Source organism: uncultured Mucilaginibacter sp., assembly GCF_937859865.1.
GTDB lineage: Bacteria > Bacteroidota > Bacteroidia > Sphingobacteriales > Sphingobacteriaceae > Mucilaginibacter_A.
The window spans coordinates 31726-48556 of the sequence record NZ_CALMAT010000076.1 but is presented as its reverse complement, the minus strand read 5'-3'; the positions used below and the strand labels follow the sequence as shown (position 1 = coordinate 48556).

Sequence of the window (16831 nt, the reverse complement as noted above, 5' to 3'; positions counted from 1 at the left end):
CGCCCTGCGATTCGGTATTGGCAATATTTTGCACCCGGTTTTCTCGGGTAATTACAGCTTGGTTCAAGTAACGGCCAATGCGCACATCGGCATAACTGGCGCCTTTGGATTTCGCTGCATTCAGCGCCACATCGGCCAATTGTTTTTTCAGTTTTACGTCGATGCCGTCATACAAAGCAGCCATCGGATCAATCGGACGGGCAAAGGCACCCAGGCCGGGTAGCATCATCGAGCCGAGGCCCAAGCCCGAAAGGTAAAGAAAGTCGCTTCTTTTCAATTAATTATCCTCCAGAATTAAGTTTGATTTATTAAAAGTTCCAATTTAGTGCTTTTTAGTTAAGGTTGAAACAAAAATGTTTATAACAATTTTGTTTCAACCCACAAAAAAGTGCAGGAAAGTAAAAACAACAGGTAAAACCACAGAGGCGGAACAAAAACCAGCTCTTCTTTTTGCTGATGTTGGCTGTTTTGCTGCTTTGCCGAAAATTGCCGCGCGTATTGCCGCGTTCTTCTGATTTTCTCCGCAGCTTTTACAGTTTTCCAACTCATGTTTTCAAAAATATAAACCCAGTCGGTCGTGTTGTTTTGGGTGGAGATTGGAAACCAGCCCGAACGTTCCGGCCAAAACGTAGCTTCCTGCAAAAACGGAATTGAAGGATTTTGACTGAGCAGCAGTGTTTGCCCGTTCACTTTTAGCGTTAAGTTCCGGTCGGCAGTTTCCAGGTAAACTTTCGTCATACTGTTTTTATCGGCATAAATTTCAGTATAAACATTTTCCTTTCGGCTGGTTTTTTGCGCCGCTTTGGATAACAACTCCGACCAAAACGCACTGTAATCCTTTTGTTTGCCCGAAAGCTGCCAGCTAAAAGTATTATTTAAAGTTGATAAAACCAGCTTGCCCGAACCGTACAACTTGCTGCTGACCAACACGTGCGCCGCTTCGTCTTGCACTAAATTTTGTGTGTTAGGTTGATTTCGGATAAAAGCCGGATGCTCGCTTTGGATTTTTAAACGCGTTCCCACAACATCATTCAGCTTCAAATGCAGTTCTTTTGGCGGATTGTTTGGCTGGTACAAGGCAAAATTTTTACCGATAAAAGAAGCATTGTTAACACTGTCGGCACGGATAATTAAACCCATTCCTTTTGCATTCACCTGCGTTAAAATTGCGGAAGTTTCCGGTTTGCTTAAATTGCCAAATTCAATGGCATCGGTAACCAAAACATCAAATTTTTGAAGCAGCGAAGACGTGATTTTCTCCAACGGAAACTTTTCCAAATTCGCAAAACCGGTTGTGTTTTTATTCTTGCTGATGGTGCTTCTTGCCGCAACTTCATAAGCATTTTCGGCCAGCCAGTTTTTTAAAAAGCGGCTTTCAAAATCCGGCGCAGCCGAAAGCATTAATACTTTCAGTTTTTCCTGCGGTTCAATCGCCAGCGGCAATGCTTCGTTTTCCACCGTATCTTTTCCCGCAAGCACCAGCAACTCAAAAACGGCTCGTCCGCTTTCTTTCGGAATTGTTTGAAACGAAAACGACATGCTTCTTTTAGCACCAATTTTTATGGAATCCAAACTGGTATTCAAACCTTTTAAAATTAGTTTGATTTCGCCATTGCTTTTGTTGAGAAAATTTCCCTGGACCCGAAAACTTTCACCGGCTTTCAAGCGGTTTGTCCAATTGATTTTTTGGATGCCGGCAGGTAATTCATTCGGATTAAAACTGATTGGGAAATTTTGAAGTTCTTTCAGTTCGTCTTCCTTCAAACCAAAACCTAAAATATGTAAAGTTTTATTTCTGAGAGATGCACTTTCATTTAAATCCAAATCTGTTAAAAAGCGAATTTTGGAAGATTTTAACGTTTGATAAATCGCCGGTTCAGCCGTAAAAACCGGAGCAAAACTTTGGTATTTGTTCAAACTGTCTTGGTTAAAACCTTCTGTCAGCAACACAATTTCCTGGTTTGTATTGATGCTTCTTTTACCATGATAAAATGGCGGAATGGCCAAACAAACCAAACTAACAACTGCCAAAACCGAAGCCGCTAAACGCCAAATTAAATGCGCTTTATTTTTCCGGCCGATCTCTTTCCAAAGCAAAAAAGCCAGCAGCAAAACAGAAATGGCAATTACCGCAATATTCCAGGCCATCGTTATTGGTTTGTGCGGTTTAAGTTTTTAAAATAGGAGCTGGCCAAACCTAAATCCAGGTTGGTTGTGGTTGGTTGCGGCAGTTTGGCAACAGGCGGCAGCATTTTTTGTATCGCTTTTTCGACTGTCAAAATATCTTTTTCGCGAATGTTTTTTGGCTGATTGATTTGCGCCAAAATCTTACGAAAAGCAGTTACCGCCGACAAATAAACCGAAGGTTGCGCCGCCGCTTTGCTGCTTAATTGCAAGTTAGTTTGCCTTAAAATTTGCTGCGAGCTTGCGCCCAAACCAGTTCCGTTTTTAAGCTGATGCAACAACGTAGCTGATTGCCGCAAAGCTAAATTTGGATCGGTTGGTTTTTTAAAATCCTGCTGGTTTACCGGATCAATAATTTTGGTCAGATCGCCGGTCAGCCTTTTTTCTGCCGGTTTTAAAGGCGCAATTTTCGCGCTGGTTTTGGCCACGTAAGCACGCGATTTTTGCTGCAAATCCTTCAGCAAACGCAACGCTTTGTAGGCAAAAGGCAAAGCTTCCTGTGGTTTGTACGTGCGCAAACGAAGCTCGGCGCTCCACATTTCGTTCAGCGTTGCTTTCAACTGGTTTTTGGTTTCCGGGGTTAAAAAACCGGCATCTTCGGCATTGTCGTGCTTGTCGGTGTAAGCATCCAAAATTTTGGCGGCATTGCTGAAATCTTTTGGGTTGGATAAAGAAGTTTCCCCTTCCGCTTCCGGGTCGCCGATGTTCGATTCATTTTCTTCGCCCAAAAACTTGCCGTAACGCAGCCGCAGCAACTTTTGGTCGAAACCCAAATTGTTGCTTCGTTTTTTAAATTCTTCCACCTTGATCGTGTCTTTTTCGTGCAGCAATTGTTCGGTTTCGATGATGATTTGCCGCTCGCTCCTGAACAATTCCGGCTTCACATCCAAACTGTTTGCCATACCTTCCATTTGCATCAGTTTAGCCGTATCAGCGATGGAAACGATGTAAACTTCCGAGCGCGTTTCCTGCCGATGGTTATCGGTTGCTTGGATATAAAAATACAGTTCGTCGCCCGGTTGCATCCCCAAAGCCTTTAAATCCAGCGTTTTTTGCAGTTGATATTGCGTTTGATGTCCGTTAAAAGCCGCCTCAAAACTGATTTTTTGCTCTTTAAATTTTACTGCTTCGCCACTTCCGCTGGCAATCGTGGCGTTGATATACGCTTCGCTGATGCCGTAATCGTCGCTCAATGCTGTTTTTAGCAGGGTTTTTTGTGGCTCGCCAAAATCAATTACGGTACTTGGTTTGGGCGATTGTATGCGAATGACAGGAGGCAAATCTTTAATCACTTCAACCTGGTATAACTCCGAAATTTTGCCGTCCAGATTCACCTGATAAAAGCCAGGATTGTGGATTTCTTTTGCAATTTTCCATAAAGTATGTTCTACATTTGCTGCTTTTAAGTCTAATTTTTCATGATCGTTAAAAATCAAACTCACCTGTTTTACCGCTTTATTCGTGTTGATTTCCCAGCTTACGGTTGCGCCGTCTTCTGCCGAGATGGTAAACTTTTCCTGCTCGCGATTGCCTTTTCCGGTGTAAGCAGGAGGCGTAATTTTTAGGATGAAACGTTCGATTTCCGGCAAAATCACTTCCGGTTTGGCAGAAGATTTCGTTCCGTTGAATGCTTCTTTTATCGGCATAAAATGCGCGCGCCGAAAACTGAACGGCAATTTCGCCAGCAAAAAACTGATGATTAACGAAATTAAAAAGATGACGGAAGCTGTTTTTAACCGCCTGTCAAATTCTTTAGGTTGAGGCAATTCCGGCAAAATATGTTCTACTTTTTGCCGCTGCAAACGTTCTAACAAATTAAGCGATTCGGTTGGTTTTAGCGTCAATTCGCTGCTTTCTTCCAACTCCGGAAAATACGAATTGAGGAAACGCGCTACATTTGGAATGCTGATTTTCCACAAAGAACCCGTAAAAAACAAAACCGAAACCAGCAATAAAAACAGCGGAATTACGAGCCAAAACGGCGCCGAAAAAACAACGTGAAAAAGTGTGGTTAAAAACAGTGCCGCCGATAAAGCCAGCAAAACAAGCGCAAACAAATTGCTGCGCGCCCACTTTTTTTGCCAGTTGCTGATGATGTATTTTCCGTTCGCTTCAGGCATAATTCGATTCTTTTTTTGTTTGCAACGCAAGGATTCTTTCCAACAAAAACACGATGAATAACGCGATCCAAAAGGCGTGTTTTAAATCTGTTAAATCTTTTGGCTGACTGATTTGCTTTGCCGGGTTTTCATTTGTTGCCGTTACAATTTGCTGCTGATTTGCTGCAATTTTCCGCTTATCAAAAGCTTCAAAATTACGCTGCGGATAGCTTTTCAACAGTAAATTTAAGATCAGTTTCGGGAAATCGCTGCTCCAAACCAAATCGTTCCAACCTAAGTTAAAGCGACTGTAAAAGCGATAAATGTTTTTGTTTCCAACGTTTTGTCTGCTTAAAACTGATTGTCCAAAACCGTTTTGCCAAACATTTTCTGTTGTTGCAGCAATGCTTCTTTTATCAGGTAAAATTTGTTGATACAAATTGATCGGATCGTTCAGGTTTTCATTATTAATCCAGGAATTGATGGCTTGCGTTTTGCCGTTTTCATATTCAAAAACACTTCCGCCAGCAACTAATTTGGAAGAATTTAAAGGAAAACTTTGGCTGGATAACCAGAAAATCCAATTCTGATTTTCTGGGATTTGGTTGAAACTGCTGGCCGTTGTGATCTTCATTTTCCTGCCCGTAAACCTTTTTACCGATTGTAGCGCAGCGTTTAAATAAGCGGCATCAGTTGGATTCTGGTTTTGATAAACCGTAATTTTTAAGGTTGAAGTATCCACCAAAACCAAATTTTGCGGCTTGTTTTTTAAAGAAACAACCGGTTTTCCTTCCTCAAACGAAACGTTAAAACGAGAATTTCCACGATCTGTGGATTGCAAATTTATGGTGCTAAAAGAAGTACCGGCAGGTTTGCTTTCGCCCAAAATTAACCGAATGCTGTCTTTGGAAGTTAAAAAGGCGTTTTGGATCCAGGTAGCAACAGAATCGGCAGGCGTGTAAGTTTTCCAATGCAAATCTGAATTTAACGCTGGTTTTGCACCGCGGAAATGTTGCAACTGGTTTGAGGTAAATAAGTATGTTGGCGTTTTTTGAGGGATTTGCTGTTCCAATAAGGTTAGCAACGGCCAGTAGGAGCGGGGTTTTGTGTAGCTTTTTGCTGTTTTAGAAGTATCGTTCAAAACCTGTTGCAAATTAATGGCCTTAAAAGAAGTATCCAACTGGTGCAACTGGTAACCGGCTTTCAGCAACGAATCTATTTGCGTTTTAAAATGTGCATATACTTCTTTTATCGGTTCTTTTTCGACTAAAATCCAACCTTTTGCTTTAGTTTGCTGCGCTTGTTCTTGCCAGAAAGGTTGCGTGAGTAAAAGTGAAAGCACGATCAATAAAAGGCAGCGTAAAAGCAGCAGCAGCCAATCGTTGATGCGGAAACTGCGCGAACTTTGCCGTGCACTTTCGCCCAGCAAAGCAATACTGCCGATTCTAAGCGTTTTGCCGGTTTTGATATGCCACAAATGGATAAGCACCGCGATGCTGATTGCGGCCATCGCCCAAAGCCATAAAGGGTTTAATAGTTGGAGCATAATTAGCTTTTAGCTTTCAGCAATCGGCTGTCAGCGCTTTTCAGGTTTGTTATTTTCTCAGCCATAAACCTTTTTCCTTTCACCTTTCATCCTTTCGCCTAAAACCCTTTCATCCGCTGGTTCAAAAAATCGCGCAAAGCCAAATTCAAAGGTTGATCCATGCTGATTAAACGGTAAAAAATGTTTCTGTCCAATAGTTGCGTTTTGATGTAAGTTAAGCGTTCCTGTAATTTTTGTTTATACATTTTTCGGGCTTGCGTGGCGTTGATTTGGATGGTTTCTCCGGTTTCCAAATCTTCTAAAGTCGAGTAACCGGCAAAATCCAGTTCCAGTTCGTTTTTCCCGATAATCTGAAAGACGATGATTTCATGTTTTAAGGTAGAAAGCTTGTCGAGCAGTGCTAAAATCTCGTTGTTTTCTTCGTAAAAATCGGTTACAAAAATTAGCAGTTCACGTTTTCCGGTTCCGGCAAAAAGTTCTTTGTAAGCTACGGGTTCGGTTAGTTTTCCTGCAGGATCGAGGTTTTCCAACTGATAAAACAAACGGTTTAAATGCTGCACGCTTTGCCTTGGCACCAACGAAAACAAACCACCGTTTTGCAGCACAAACAAACCGGTTGCATCGCTTTGCAAATTGGCCAGATAAGCCAGCGAAGCCGTAAGATAAGCGGCGTAGGTAATCTTTTTAAAACCGGCATCTTCGTGGTTCATGGAAGCGCTGGCATCCACCAAAAAACGGACGGAAATACTGGTTTCCACTTCCGATTCGCGGATGTAATAGCGATCAGAACGGGCAAACATTTTCCAATCCAATGAACGCAAATCATCGCCCGGCTGATAACTTCTGTATTGAGAAAATTCCATGCCTGGCCCTTTGATGGTGCTTTTGTTTACGCCGCTTAAAAAACCGTCAATTACTGTTTTGGCAGCTAATTGCAGGCTTTTGATGGACATAACGGTTTTAGGATCGAGGAGCGAAGACATAGAAATATAAATTTATACCGATAAAAACAGTATTGTTAAACTATCACTTTCGGCCGTTCTATCGCCTTGATCAATTCCGCAGCAACCATATCCGAACTTACATTTTCTGCTTCTGCTTTAAAATTCATCAAAATGCGATGGCGCAAAACCGGGAAAGCCATGTTGTGGATGTCTTCCATCAAAACCGCATATCTACCTTTAAATAAAGCACGCGCTTTTGCCGTTAAAATCAATGCCTGGCCGGCGCGCGGGCCAGCTCCCCAACGAACCCATTCTTTTACGTAAGGAACGGTGGTGGTATCAGGTCGGGTTGCGCGGATGATGCTGCTGACGTAATGCACCAAATCATCGTTAATCGTAACATCGCGCACCAAAGCCTGCAATTGCCTGATTTCTTCTCCGCCCAAAACCGGGTTTACAGTTACTTTTTTGCTGCCGGTGGTGCTGTTTAAAACGCCAAATTCTTCCTGCGCGGTTGGATAACCAATTTTTACATACAACAAAAAACGGTCTAACTGGGCTTCGGGCAGCGGGTAAGTTCCGGCTTGTTCGATTGGATTTTGGGTGGCGAGGATGAAAAACGGACGGTCTAAAGGATAGGTTTGTCCGCCGTAAGTTACCTCAAATTCCTGCATTGCTTCCAGCAAAGCCGATTGTGTTTTTGGCGGCGTGCGGTTAATTTCATCGGCCAAAACAATATTGGCGAAAAGCGGGCCTTTGTTAAACTTAAAAAAACGTTTGCCGGTTACGTGGTCTTCTTCCAAAATTTCGGTGCCTACAATATCTGTCGGCATTAAATCCGGCGTAAACTGGATGCGGCGGAACGACAAATGCAAAGCCTGCGATAACGTGCGCACCATCAACGTTTTGGCCAGTCCGGGAACGCCTTCTAGCAGGCAATGTCCGCCGGCTAATAAAGCGACCAAAATTTCATCCAACACCTGGTCTTGCCCGATAATTACTTTTTGTATTTCCTTTTTAAGCGATGAAAGCTGGACAAGCAGGTTTTTTACGGTACTTTCTGTAGTCTCCAAAACGTTTGGTAATTAAAATGAGCAAAATTGAATTTGTTGTTTCGAGAAAAGTAAAAATAAAATGTGGGAATTTAGAAAAGTATTAAACCGTAGCAGAAACTTTACAGGATTTATGCCGATAAAAGAAGCATTGCGCAATTTTTACAATAATTTAGGGCGATGAATGCGGCCAAATTTACTTTTACCCGTTTAAGATATACGTCGGGAGATTGGGACACTGACCAACGGATGCCTTCCAATATCCTCAATTCGCTGCTCGAATACACTACCATTCCCATCAACACACAGGAAAAAATCATTGATTTAAGCAGCAACGAAATTTTTGCCTCGCCTTTTTGTTACCTCAGCGGACATAAATTAGTGCAATTCAACTCCGCAGAAAGAACCAATTTTAAGCAGTATGTGCAAAACGGCGGTTTTGTTTTTGCGGATGACTGCAACCACGATATTGACGGGCTTTTTGCGCGTTCTTTTGAAGCACAAATGTCGGCACTGTTTGGCGCACATGCTTTAAAGAAAATTCCGGCCACACATCCCATTTATTCTTCTTTTTTTAAGTTTGAAAAAGGCCCGCCCAACACTTCTTTTGAGTTGAACGGCTGGGGCGATGACCTCATCCACGATTATTTAAAAGCCATTGAAATTAACGGACGGATTGCCGTTTTGTACAGCAATAAAGATTACGGCTGCGAGTGGGACTACGATTTCCGCAACAAGCGTTTTCTGGCAGAAGACAATACCAAGTTCGGGGTAAACATTGTTTTGTATGCGATGGGCGCCTGAATATTTTAAATAACCGTGGTACTGTTTTTACCGCATAAAACTTAGTATTATAAAGTTTACAATTTACACATATTTTATGTACTATTATTGCATCAAATTTTTAATTTTATGATGGTAGCACATTTAACAGAAAATGAGGAAGACCGTTTAAAAGCGCTCGACTCTTACGAAATTCTGGATAGTTTACCACAAAAGGATTATGATGATATCACCCGCCTGGCTTCCGAGATTTGCAACACACCGATTTCCTTAATTAGTTTTGTAGATGCGGAAAGGCAATGGTTTAAATCGCGCTTTGGATTAGATGCAACTGAGACACCAAAAGAATACGCTTTTTGTGCACACGCCATTTTAGAACCTGATAAAGTTTTTGTGGTGCATGATGCCACAAAAGATAAGCGTTTTCAAAATAACCCTTTAACCACTGGCCACCCGAAAGTGGTTTTTTATACCGGCGTGCCTTTGGTAAACCAGGAAGGCCATGCTTTAGGCACATTATGTGTGATTGATAACAAGCCAAAAGAATTAACCGCTAACCAGATTGATGCTTTAAAAACTTTGGCCAACCAGGTGATGGCCCAGTTAGAATTACGCCTTAAAGTAAAAGAACTGAACACGCTTGCTTTAGAACTACAAAAATCTAACGAGTATTTAGAGCGTTTTGCGCTGATGGCCTCGCACGATATTAAAAGCCCGCTGACCAGCATTATGCTGACCGGACAGTTGCTTAAAGCCAAGTACCACAGCCAATTGGACGAGAAAGGCAACCAAATGCTCGATATTGTAAACAGTTCGGCCAGCAGTTTGCTCAAGTTTTTAAACCAGATGCTGGAGTATTCCAAATCGTACAAAACATTGGCGCAAAAAAAAGATGAGATTTGTTTGAACGACCTGATCCAAGAGGTTTTAAAATTGGTTTCTATCCCGGATTCTTTTCGGGTAGAAACGCCCAAGGATTTACTGTACATCCGTACTTCGGCCATTGCTTTGGAGCAAATCCTGATCAATTTGCTTAACAATGCCGTGCGTTACAATGATAAAGATGCCGGTTTTATCCGTTTAACTTTTGAAGAAAAAGCCGATTGCTACCAATTCAGAATCAGCGATAACGGCGTTGGCATCGAGCAAAAAAATTATGTGCGGATTTTTGAACCGATGACCACGCTGAACAGCCGTGATCGTTACAACAAAAGAGGTTCGGGCATTGGCTTATCTACTGTAAAAAATTTGGTGGATAGTTTAGGCGGACAAATTTGTGTTGAATCTGCTTTAAACGAAGGCACTACTTTTCAGTTTACGATCCGGAAGTAAGCATAATCAGCCTGATGCTTCTTTTATCGGCATAAAATAAGTATTCATCCTGAAATTGTCATTGCTTAAAATACCTTTTCGTGTGCAAAATTCTGTAAACGCTAACTACATTGCCTGTGATTTTGTAATGTATTCCGTAAGGAAATTTATATAAATGAGCAATTCTTATTTTTCTATATCGTTCTTGAAAAATATTTGGTTGCCGCTCAATAAAGTTTAATGTTTTAGAAAACTCTTTGAAAAACATACTTACAATAGACAAAGAAATTTCGCTGTAATAGGATTCTATTTCTTCCAAATCTACGTAAGCCTCAAGCCGAAAACGAATTTCATACATGCCTATCGGTTTAAAAACCGGGTTTGTATTTCCTTCAAAGTTTTGTATTCGGCTTTGCCATTTTCTTCCTGCCTGGTCATGTTGTCTATCATGGTTTTATATTCGTCTGATAGTTCAAAATTGATGTTCCCTCTGTTCAGCAGGATTTCGTAATCTTCCAAAGAAAGCACCACGCCTGTTTTTTCGCCTTTCTCGTTTACAATAAATTGAGTTGCCATAATTCAAATTTACTTTTTAAATTAAATCATTCCGAAATTATTTGATACTTCTTTTACCACCCAAAAATTCGCGTTGCCCGTATAATGCTTACTTTTGTAACATTTATCTTGAAGCATGAACGCTGAAACCATCAAAGCTTTGCCTGGCCGCTATTGCAATTCTTTAAACACGTATTCCCGCTGGTTAACCCGCGAAGTAACGATTGGTGATGTGCCGATGGGTGGTAACAATCCGATCCGTATCCAAAGCATGACCACTACCGATACGATGGACACTGCCGGAACTGTAGCGCAAACCATCCGTATGGTAGAAGCCGGCTGCGAATACGTCCGCATCACCGCGCCAAGCGTTAAAGAAGCACAAAACCTGGCCGAAATAAAAAAGCAGTTGCGCCAAAAAGGTTACAACGTGCCTTTGGTGGCTGATATCCACTTTACCCCAAATGCGGCCGAAGTTGCGGCGCGCATTGTAGAAAAAGTGCGCATTAACCCCGGAAATTATGCCGATAAAAAACGCTTTGACGAACTGGTTTATACGCAGGCAGAATATCAGAATGAACTGGAACGCATCTTCAAAAAGTTTACGCCGCTGGTAAACATCTGCAAAGAATACGGCACGGCAATGCGCATCGGCACCAACCACGGTTCGCTTTCGGACCGGATTATGAGCCAGTACGGCGATACGCCACGCGGCATGGTGGAATCGGCCATGGAATTTATCCGCATGTGCGAAAGTCTGAATTACTACAATTTGGTGATCTCCATGAAATCCAGCAACCCGCAGGTGATGGTGCAGGCTTACCGGATGCTGGTAGAAACAATGGTGGCCGAAGGCATGAACTACCCGCTGCATTTGGGCGTAACCGAAGCCGGCGACGGCGAAGACGGACGCATTAAATCTGCCGTTGGCATTGGTACTTTGCTGGAAGATGGTTTGGGTGATACCGTTCGCGTTTCGTTAACCGAAGAACCGGAATTTGAAGCGCCGGTTGCGATAGCACTTGTTCAGCGGTATTTGGAGCGGGGAGCGGGGAAAGAGGAGCTAGGAAAAGCAAACACAGCATTTGGAGCAAAGAACGAGGAGCGCAGCCATAAGATTGAACTTGCAAATCCGCTCTCCGCTCTATCTTCTCCGCACTTTTCTCACTCTCCCTACGAATACAAAAAACGCGAAACCTACGAAGCCAATGCTTTTATCGGCGGACACATGGTGCCGCGCGTGGTGCTTGATCTTTCGGCCAGAAACTTAAAAGACCCTTCTATTTTGGCAGATGCAGGCTATTTATATTCTCCGTTACTGGATAAATACAACATGGCCGATCAGTCGGTAGATTTTGTTTATCTGGCTGACGAACTGCCTTCTTTTGCTTTTCCTGGCAATCTCAAACAGTTATACAATTATAAAACCTGGCAGTTTTTAACCGATAATAAGAATTGCCATCCGGTTTTTACATTGGATGAATACCATGTTTCTGCAGAAAAAGATGCGGCGCTAAATTTAGTCAGGATCAAAAACAGCGATTTGCAAACCGAAGCTTTTGAACAAATTGCAGCTGATCAAACCTTAGTTTTTATTTTGGAAACAAACGAAAACCATGGCATGGCCGATCAGCGTGCATGCTTCTTTTACCTGCAAAAAAATGGTATTGACGTGCCGGTGATTGTGCGGAGGAGCTATCAGCTATCAGCTATCAGCTATCAGCCATTGGCAATCGGCAATGAACTATCAGCTATCAGCTATCAGCTTTCGGCCTCGCACCCCGTTCACCAATCTTCTGATCCTACTACCCTCCTCCAGCTTTACGCCGCCACTGATTTAGGTGCTTTATTGGTAGATGGTTTTGGTGATGGCATTTGGATTGATGCGCCGGAAATCCCTTCCAAAACAATCACTTCCACCGCTTTTGGAATTTTGCAGGCTACGCGTTCGCGGATTTCCAAAACCGAATATATTTCGTGCCCAAGCTGTGGCCGTACTTTGTTTGATCTGCAAATCACCACGCAAATGATCCGCAGCCGCACTTCGCATCTCAAAGGTTTAAAAATCGGGATCATGGGCTGTATTGTAAACGGCCCGGGCGAAATGGCGGATGCGGATTATGGTTATGTAGGTGCAGGCCCGGATAAAATTACCCTTTACCGCGGCAAAGAAGTGGTGAAGAAAAACGTTTCTTCTGCTTTGGCTTTGGATGAATTGATTGGGATTATTAAAACGGATGGGAATTGGTTGGAGCCGGAGGCCGCTGTTTAGAAAGTTTGCTGTTATTTACTTTGAAAAACTAATTGGCAAGGTATAACCGTGCCTTACCGCAACACCATTATATAGAACCATAGGAAGCCATTTAGGGCTTTCTTTCAAAACCCTTATCGCTTCCTCATCAGCTTCTTTACTAAGCCCCTCGATAACTTTAATATCTGTTAAAGAGCCATCTTTTTCTACAATAAACGTAGTTACAACTTTTCCCTTTACATTATTAACAGAACGAACGTTTTTATCCAAGTAGCTTCGAAGCGCTACTTCGCCACCGGGAAACTGGGCGTTTTTACTTATTACAGCCACTTCACCCATAACCACACGTGTAGGTGCTTTAACAGAATCTGCACTTTTTATTGGTATTTGTTGCTGTGCCGATGCTTCTTTTACCCCTATAAAAACAGCAACAAACATGGCAGCGGTAGAAAACCAGCGTTTCCAAATAGGTTTTGGAGCAGCAGGAGCAAGTTGTGTATTTTGAAAACGGCCGCAAACTAAAGTGGCACTACTTATCAAATAAGCAGCAATTTCCTCGTTCGTTTTATCGGTAAAATCAACAACTTTTTTCTGGCAATCGTTGCAAAAACGGCCGTTTTCAACTGGTTGCATATCTTCCCAGTTGCGGTTGCAGGTGAAGTTTAAACGAACTATTGGTTGGTTTTCCATAACGTAATTTTATGAATTTGCTTCTTCAAAAACCTCTTCCAAATCTAACACAAAACCTGGTAAAACGGGCGTAGTAACTAAATCGCCACTGGTTAAAATGCGGGACGGAACATATTTCTCGGCTTCATTCAAAGTATATTTTAAAAACGTTTGCGAAAGAGGCCAAACAACCCAATATTCTTTAATTCCTGCTTCCTCATAAATCTCAAACTTGTTGCGCAATTCTTTTTTGTTGTTGCCGGGCGAAAGGATTTCAACCACAATATCCGGCGCGCCAACGCAGCCACGGTCATCCAGCTTTTCCAGATCACAAACCACACATATATCCGGCTGAAAAACTGTGGTAACGGTTTCATCGGCAGCATTTTTCCGCGAAAGCCGTACATCGAAAGGTGCTGAATAAACATGACAGGGTTTTCCTTTTAAAAAGTTAGAAAGTTGATTAAAAATAATACCGGATAATCGCTGATGATACCTATTTGGCGCAGGCGTCATCTTAAACAATTTGCCTTTTAAAATCTCCAGCCGTTCATCAAAAGTCCAAGTCAGGTAATCGGCGTAAGTGTAGGTTTTATCAAAATCGAGGTCGCTTAGTTGCATAGCAAGTTCTTTATCAACCAAAAATAACATTAAAATTAAAGAAACTAATGCTTCTTTTACCACATAAAAATCATTGTCTTTTTGTGGTTTTTGTGCCCTTAAAATATTCGGATATACCAAGTTTATAGGCATAAAAGAAGCATTGTAAAATTTTTATGATATAAATTTAAACAGGTCTAAACTACTCGTAATTTTTACAACACTTGTTTATGCTGCGGGGTATTATGATAAATTTGTTTTTTAACATATAGTTCGTTTACCAAAATCATCGCAATAGCAACTAAAGGCGTGGCCAGCAAAACACTCCAAAAGCCGCATAGGGTTCTATATATAGAGCCTGTTTAAACTTGTGCCGTAAAAATTTATAATGCTTCTTTTATGCCCATAAATTTTGTGTTTAATATTGTACCGGTACAAAATATTACAAAAGAACAATGATTTTTAGGTGCTAAAAGAAGCATAGGAAACATATTGAACAAAATTAAAACAGGCTCTTATTCAAAAAAGTTTAAATTTGGAACGAAGAGGAATCTTGTTAGATTATTGTAAGCATTATCAGCATAAAAAATTATGAGTTTAGATCAAAAGTTAATTGGCAGTTTACAACATTTGGTTACCATTGGTGTAGATGGGGAAGAAGGTTATACCAAAGCCGCAGAAATGGTGAGCAGCAAAAACCTGCTGACAGAATTTGAACAAGCTGCCACCAGCCGGAACATCCAGGCAGAAGCCATTAGAAATTACCTGAGCGAAAATGGTGTGGCAAAGCCAGAACACGAAGGCGGTTTTGGTGGCGCATTGCACCGGGCCTGGCTGGATATAAAAGGAACGCTCTCTAACCGAAGCGATACGGTAGTTGTTTCCAGTTGTGTTGGTGGCGATAAGTCTGCCATTGAAGCTTATCAGGATATTTTGAAAGAAGACAACCTGCCGCATGACCTACGTAAATTGTTAACGGATCATTTAGAAGCCATTCAATCCGACTTGAAAAACCTGGAACTTTATTTACAGGAAAAATAACCGTAAAGTTTAAGGTTTTGCTTGGAAATCATTCAATGCTTCTTTTACCGCATAAAAATCATTGGCTGATTGTGTTTTATCAAAACAGAATTTATAGGCATAAAAGAAGCATTATGGATTTTAAAGCAGAACTTTAAACCGATTTTAAGCACTTACACTTTTACCTAAACGGAAGCACCTACGGCAGCGCGGTTCGTAGCTTTCTTTTTCGCCCAACAAAATCTGGGTGTCGTTTTCAATTAAACGGTACGAATACAAAGCGGGGTTTCCGCAAATTACACAAACGGCGTGTACTTTCGTTACCGATTCGGCCATAGCCATAATTGCAGGCAGCGGCCCAAAAGGTTTGCCGGTATAATCCATATCCAAACCGGCCACAATTACACGGATGCCTTTGTTGGCCAATTTGGTGCAAACGTCGGGTAGTTCTTCGTCAAAAAATTGTGCTTCATCAATGCCAACAATAGCTGCATTGCTTCCTAAAAGTAAAATAGACGAAGAATTTTCTACCGGTGTTGATTTGATCGAATTGGCATCGTGCGATACAATCGCTGTTTCATCATAACGTGTGTCTTTTTTCGGTTTAAAAATTTCGATGGAAAGTTTGGCAATCTGACCACGTTTCAGCCTTCTGATCAGTTCTTCCGTTTTTCCCGAAAACATCGAGCCGCATATCACTTCAATGCTGCCGCCGTGTTCGCTTTTTCGTTTAAAAACATCTTCGTTGAATAACATCTGCCGCTTTACTTGGGCACCCAATATCAGAATTTAATCCTATTTTTGAACGTCGATTTATCAACATCTTCATGGAATCCGGACGATGAAACAGCAGGAAATATTAAGAAAAATAGGTGGGATTATTGCTGAGTTGAAAGAGCAGCACACCTACCTCGAAGCAAACGGCAGCAGTTTTAACGATTTGGAACTGGAACTTTTTATGGCCAATGCCAATTTTTTGACTGACCATATTGAAATTTTGAAAAAGATACACGTTCAGGCAAAACCTGCTGCGGCAATTGTTGAAACGCCGGAAAGATTATATCCGACAAAACCTATCATCCTGGATTATTTTAGCGAAGAAGCGCATTTGCCTTTTGCGGATGACCCGTTAGTGAAAAAATTAAACGATTTTTCGCCGATAAAAGAAGCAGGGCAGGAGCAGGCGCCATCAGAACCAGAACCGGACGAAACTTTTTTTGCGCCGGAAGCCCAACCGGAAATGGAAGAACCTGCGCCTTTTATGATTGCTGATACTTCTTTTACCGCACAAAAATCAGTATCGCCCGAAACGGAAGAAGCTGAACATATTTTTGCAGAAGCCGAAGTTGAGCCGGTTGAAACCCAACCGGAAATTGAACATCAGGAAAGCCCAAAACCTGAATTGTTTTTTGTGGAAGAAGCAAAACCGGAGCCTGTAAAACCGGAACCGATACCGCAAGTGTTTATCAAACCAGAACCTGTAAAGCCGGAACCGGAACCAGTTTTAACTTTAAACCAGCGGATTGCGGCCCAAAAAGGTTTAGAACAACCAACAGCAAAAGCAGCTGTTGCAGGAAAATCAACCCAAGATTCGCTATCCTTAATTTCGCTGAACGATAAATTGCTTTTTATAAAGGAATTGTTTAACGGCTACAATTTGGCTTATTCCGAAGCCATCAACATTTTAAACCGTTACACAAACTTTGAGCAGGCCGAGCAGTTTTTGAAAGCAAACTATGCCACAAAAAACAACTGGAAAGACAAACCTGCAACTTCGGAAAGGTTTTATGATTTGTTGCGGAAAAGGTTTTCGTAAA

The 16831-nt window shown here is 41.8% G+C and carries 15 protein-coding genes; 5 read left to right on the top strand and 10 right to left on the bottom strand.

Annotation, left to right across the window (positions count from 1 at the left end):
- Nucleotides 1-357: 357 nt before the first annotated feature.
- The 5 genes from Q0192_RS07960 to Q0192_RS07940 form a co-directional block, all read right to left on the bottom strand.
- Nucleotides 358-2148, bottom strand: a complete 1791-nt coding sequence (locus tag Q0192_RS07960; RefSeq protein ID WP_299288643.1) for a hypothetical protein — start codon at nucleotides 2146-2148, stop codon at nucleotides 358-360.
- Between the two features lie 2 nt (nucleotides 2149-2150).
- On the bottom strand, nucleotides 2151-4304 hold the full coding sequence (locus Q0192_RS07955) for a DUF4175 family protein (RefSeq protein WP_299288640.1): 2154 nt from the start codon (nucleotides 4302-4304) through the stop codon (nucleotides 2151-2153).
- Complete coding sequence (locus tag Q0192_RS07950; RefSeq protein ID WP_299288637.1) at nucleotides 4297-5829, bottom strand: BatA domain-containing protein; 1533 nt, start codon at nucleotides 5827-5829, stop codon at nucleotides 4297-4299. The genes Q0192_RS07955 and Q0192_RS07950 overlap by 8 nt, the downstream gene beginning before the upstream one ends.
- A 98-nt stretch (nucleotides 5830-5927) precedes the next feature.
- A complete protein-coding gene (locus Q0192_RS07945; protein WP_299288635.1) occupies nucleotides 5928-6812 on the bottom strand; it encodes a DUF58 domain-containing protein in 885 nt (294 codons plus the stop codon).
- Nucleotides 6813-6847: 35 nt separating this feature from the next.
- Complete coding sequence (locus tag Q0192_RS07940) at nucleotides 6848-7846, bottom strand: MoxR family ATPase (protein ID WP_299288632.1); 999 nt, start codon at nucleotides 7844-7846, stop codon at nucleotides 6848-6850.
- 159 nt (nucleotides 7847-8005) lie between these two features.
- Here Q0192_RS07940 and Q0192_RS07935 point away from each other — a divergent pair, with 159 nt between their 5' ends.
- Nucleotides 8006-8629, top strand: a complete 624-nt coding sequence (locus tag Q0192_RS07935; RefSeq protein ID WP_299288629.1) for a DUF4159 domain-containing protein — start codon at nucleotides 8006-8008, stop codon at nucleotides 8627-8629.
- 108 nt (nucleotides 8630-8737) lie between these two features.
- On the top strand, nucleotides 8738-9940 hold the full coding sequence (locus tag Q0192_RS07930) for a GAF domain-containing sensor histidine kinase (RefSeq protein WP_299288626.1): 1203 nt from the start codon (nucleotides 8738-8740) through the stop codon (nucleotides 9938-9940).
- 58 nt (nucleotides 9941-9998) lie between these two features.
- Here Q0192_RS07930 and Q0192_RS18755 read toward each other — a convergent pair whose 3' ends face one another.
- Together Q0192_RS18755 and Q0192_RS07925 are read right to left on the bottom strand one after the other, a co-directional pair.
- Complete coding sequence (locus Q0192_RS18755; RefSeq protein WP_366518147.1) at nucleotides 9999-10277, bottom strand: type II toxin-antitoxin system RelE/ParE family toxin; 279 nt, start codon at nucleotides 10275-10277, stop codon at nucleotides 9999-10001.
- A 2-nt stretch (nucleotides 10278-10279) separates the two neighbouring features.
- Nucleotides 10280-10495 (bottom strand): hypothetical protein, encoded by a 216-nt coding sequence (locus Q0192_RS07925; protein ID WP_299288623.1) that lies wholly within the window; start codon nucleotides 10493-10495, stop codon nucleotides 10280-10282.
- 115 nt (nucleotides 10496-10610) lie between these two features.
- Between Q0192_RS07925 and ispG the strand changes: the two genes are divergently transcribed.
- Nucleotides 10611-12746: a (E)-4-hydroxy-3-methylbut-2-enyl-diphosphate synthase gene (gene ispG / locus Q0192_RS07920; RefSeq protein ID WP_299288620.1), complete on the top strand. Its 2136-nt coding sequence runs from the start codon at nucleotides 10611-10613 to the stop codon at nucleotides 12744-12746.
- A 15-nt stretch (nucleotides 12747-12761) separates the two neighbouring features.
- On the opposite strand, the gene Q0192_RS07915 is transcribed toward ispG, so the two are convergent.
- On the bottom strand, nucleotides 12762-13415 hold the full coding sequence (locus Q0192_RS07915) for an energy transducer TonB (RefSeq protein WP_299288617.1): 654 nt from the start codon (nucleotides 13413-13415) through the stop codon (nucleotides 12762-12764).
- 9 nt (nucleotides 13416-13424) lie between these two features.
- Complete coding sequence (locus Q0192_RS07910) at nucleotides 13425-14147, bottom strand: Uma2 family endonuclease (RefSeq protein ID WP_299288614.1); 723 nt, start codon at nucleotides 14145-14147, stop codon at nucleotides 13425-13427.
- 438 nt (nucleotides 14148-14585) lie between these two features.
- Here Q0192_RS07910 and Q0192_RS07905 point away from each other — a divergent pair, with 438 nt between their 5' ends.
- A complete protein-coding gene (locus Q0192_RS07905) occupies nucleotides 14586-15035 on the top strand; it encodes a PA2169 family four-helix-bundle protein (protein WP_299288612.1) in 450 nt (149 codons plus the stop codon).
- Between the two features lie 144 nt (nucleotides 15036-15179).
- Here the strand turns inward: Q0192_RS07905 and Q0192_RS07900 are convergent, their stop codons facing one another.
- Nucleotides 15180-15770: a thymidine kinase gene (locus Q0192_RS07900; RefSeq protein WP_299288609.1), complete on the bottom strand. Its 591-nt coding sequence runs from the start codon at nucleotides 15768-15770 to the stop codon at nucleotides 15180-15182.
- A gap of 85 nt (nucleotides 15771-15855) precedes the next feature.
- On the opposite strand from Q0192_RS07900, the gene Q0192_RS07895 reads away from it, so the two are divergent.
- Complete coding sequence (locus Q0192_RS07895; protein ID WP_299288606.1) at nucleotides 15856-16830, top strand: hypothetical protein; 975 nt, start codon at nucleotides 15856-15858, stop codon at nucleotides 16828-16830.
- Nucleotide 16831 lies beyond the last annotated feature (1 nt).

Excerpts from the sequence above, each read along its gene's own strand:
- Q0192_RS07960 (WP_299288643.1), bottom strand. The coding sequence starts at position 2,148 with ATGGCCTGGAATATTGCGGTAATTGCCATTTCTGTTTTGCTGCTGGCT.
- Q0192_RS07955 (WP_299288640.1), bottom strand. The coding sequence starts at position 4,304 with ATGCCTGAAGCGAACGGAAAATACATCATCAGCAACTGGCAAAAAAAG.
- Q0192_RS07950 (WP_299288637.1), bottom strand. The coding sequence starts at position 5,829 with ATGCTCCAACTATTAAACCCTTTATGGCTTTGGGCGATGGCCGCAATC.
- Q0192_RS07945 (WP_299288635.1), bottom strand. The coding sequence starts at position 6,812 with ATGTCTTCGCTCCTCGATCCTAAAACCGTTATGTCCATCAAAAGCCTG.
- Q0192_RS07935 (WP_299288629.1), top strand. The coding sequence starts at position 8,006 with ATGAATGCGGCCAAATTTACTTTTACCCGTTTAAGATATACGTCGGGA.
- Q0192_RS07930 (WP_299288626.1), top strand. The coding sequence starts at position 8,738 with ATGATGGTAGCACATTTAACAGAAAATGAGGAAGACCGTTTAAAAGCG.
- Q0192_RS18755 (WP_366518147.1), bottom strand. The coding sequence starts at position 10,277 with ATGTATGAAATTCGTTTTCGGCTTGAGGCTTACGTAGATTTGGAAGAA.
- Q0192_RS07925 (WP_299288623.1), bottom strand. The coding sequence starts at position 10,495 with ATGGCAACTCAATTTATTGTAAACGAGAAAGGCGAAAAAACAGGCGTG.
- ispG (WP_299288620.1), top strand. The coding sequence starts at position 10,611 with ATGAACGCTGAAACCATCAAAGCTTTGCCTGGCCGCTATTGCAATTCT.
- Q0192_RS07915 (WP_299288617.1), bottom strand. The coding sequence starts at position 13,415 with ATGGAAAACCAACCAATAGTTCGTTTAAACTTCACCTGCAACCGCAAC.
- Q0192_RS07910 (WP_299288614.1), bottom strand. The coding sequence starts at position 14,147 with ATGCCTATAAACTTGGTATATCCGAATATTTTAAGGGCACAAAAACCA.
- Q0192_RS07905 (WP_299288612.1), top strand. The coding sequence starts at position 14,586 with ATGAGTTTAGATCAAAAGTTAATTGGCAGTTTACAACATTTGGTTACC.
- Q0192_RS07900 (WP_299288609.1), bottom strand. The coding sequence starts at position 15,770 with ATGTTATTCAACGAAGATGTTTTTAAACGAAAAAGCGAACACGGCGGC.
- Q0192_RS07895 (WP_299288606.1), top strand. The coding sequence starts at position 15,856 with ATGAAACAGCAGGAAATATTAAGAAAAATAGGTGGGATTATTGCTGAG.